The sequence below is a fragment of the Actinotalea sp. C106 genome (assembly GCF_023630195.1).
GTDB lineage: Bacteria > Actinomycetota > Actinomycetes > Actinomycetales > Cellulomonadaceae > Actinotalea.
This window is the reverse complement of sequence record NZ_JALPKN010000511.1, coordinates 1-1,244: the sequence shown is the minus strand read 5'-3', so window position 1 is coordinate 1,244 and position 1,244 is coordinate 1. Positions and strand designations below refer to the sequence as shown.

At 77.4% G+C, this 1,244-nt stretch carries 1 protein-coding gene and 1 pseudogene; both read left to right on the top strand.

The genetic code is table 11. The features are described 5' to 3' along the window. On the top strand, positions 1 to 803 hold an 803-nt coding region (locus L0B03_RS18085; RefSeq protein ID WP_250448423.1), incomplete at its 5' end, for a CpaF family protein. A 79-nt stretch (positions 804 to 882) separates the two neighbouring features. After that, positions 883 to 1,244: pseudogene (locus L0B03_RS18080) on the top strand (hypothetical protein); the annotation flags it as partial.

The window sequence follows — 1,244 nt, the reverse complement described above, 5'->3', positions numbered from 1 at the left end:
TCGACGACGCCGTGCCCGTGGCCGACGCGCGGCTGCCCGACGGGACCCGTCTGCACGCCGTCCTGCCGCCGGTCGCGGCCGACGGGGCGCTGATCAGCCTCCGGGTGCTGCGGCCCCGCTCCTTCAGCCTCGACACCCTGGTGGCCTCGGGCAGCGTGGCCCCCGCGGTCGCCCCGGTGCTCGAACGCCTCGTCGCCGCGCGGGCGAACCTCCTGGTCTCTGGGGCGACCGGGACCGGCAAGACGACCCTGCTCGGCTCTTTGCTGTCCCTGGTGCCGCGCCACGAGCGCATCGTGTGCATCGAGGAGGCCGGGGAGCTGGCCCCCGACCACCCGCACGTGGTCCGTCTCGTGGCGCGCCGCGCCAACGTCGAGGGGGTCGGCGCTGTCGACCTGACCGACCTGGTGCGCCACGCCCTGCGGATGCGCCCCGACCGCATCGTGCTCGGAGAGTGCCGTGGGGCCGAGGTGCGGGAGGTCCTGTCCGGCCTCAACACCGGGCACGACGGCGGGTGCGCCACGATCCACGCCAACACCGCGCAGGACGTCCCCGCCCGGCTCGAGGCCCTGGGCGCCCTCGCCGGCCTCGACCGCGCCGCTCTCGCAGCCCAGGCGACGAGCGCCCTGCACGCCGTGGTGCACCTGCGGCGCGATGCCGGGCAGCGACGCGTGGCCGAGGTGGCGCAGGTCGTCTCGCGCGGCGGCGAGCTCGGGGTCGAGACGGTCCTGGTGCAGGACGCCGGTGGTCGGGTGCTGCGGCGCCCCGGGTGGACGGGGTTCGCCGCGCGGTGGGGGATGCGGTGAGGGCGTGAACCGGCAGGGAACCGACGGCGTGGGTGGAGGCGGAGGTGGGCGTGGGGGCGGAGCCCCTCTCGGTCTCGGGATGAGCCCCAGGTTGGCGCGGCTGGACCCTGTCGCCGGTGAGGTGGCGGGAGACGTCCGGACGGGCGCGGCTCGTGGCCCCACGTCGTGGCGAGCCAGGCTCCCCGGTGCCGGTCGGCCCGAGCAGACGGGCGGCACCTTCGGCGAGGTCGTCGCCCAGGTGTGCGGTGCCCTGCGGGCCGGAGCCCCGCCGACGACGGCCTGGCACCGCGTGGGGGTGCGGGCGCTGGACGGGGTCCCGGTGCGCGAGGACCTGCTCGAGGTCGGGCTCACGGCCGAGCAGGGTCTCGCTGTCACGGCGGCCTGCCGCGTCGCGGCCGAGGTGGGCGCGGCCCCGGCCCCGGTCCTGGAGCGGGTCATGGC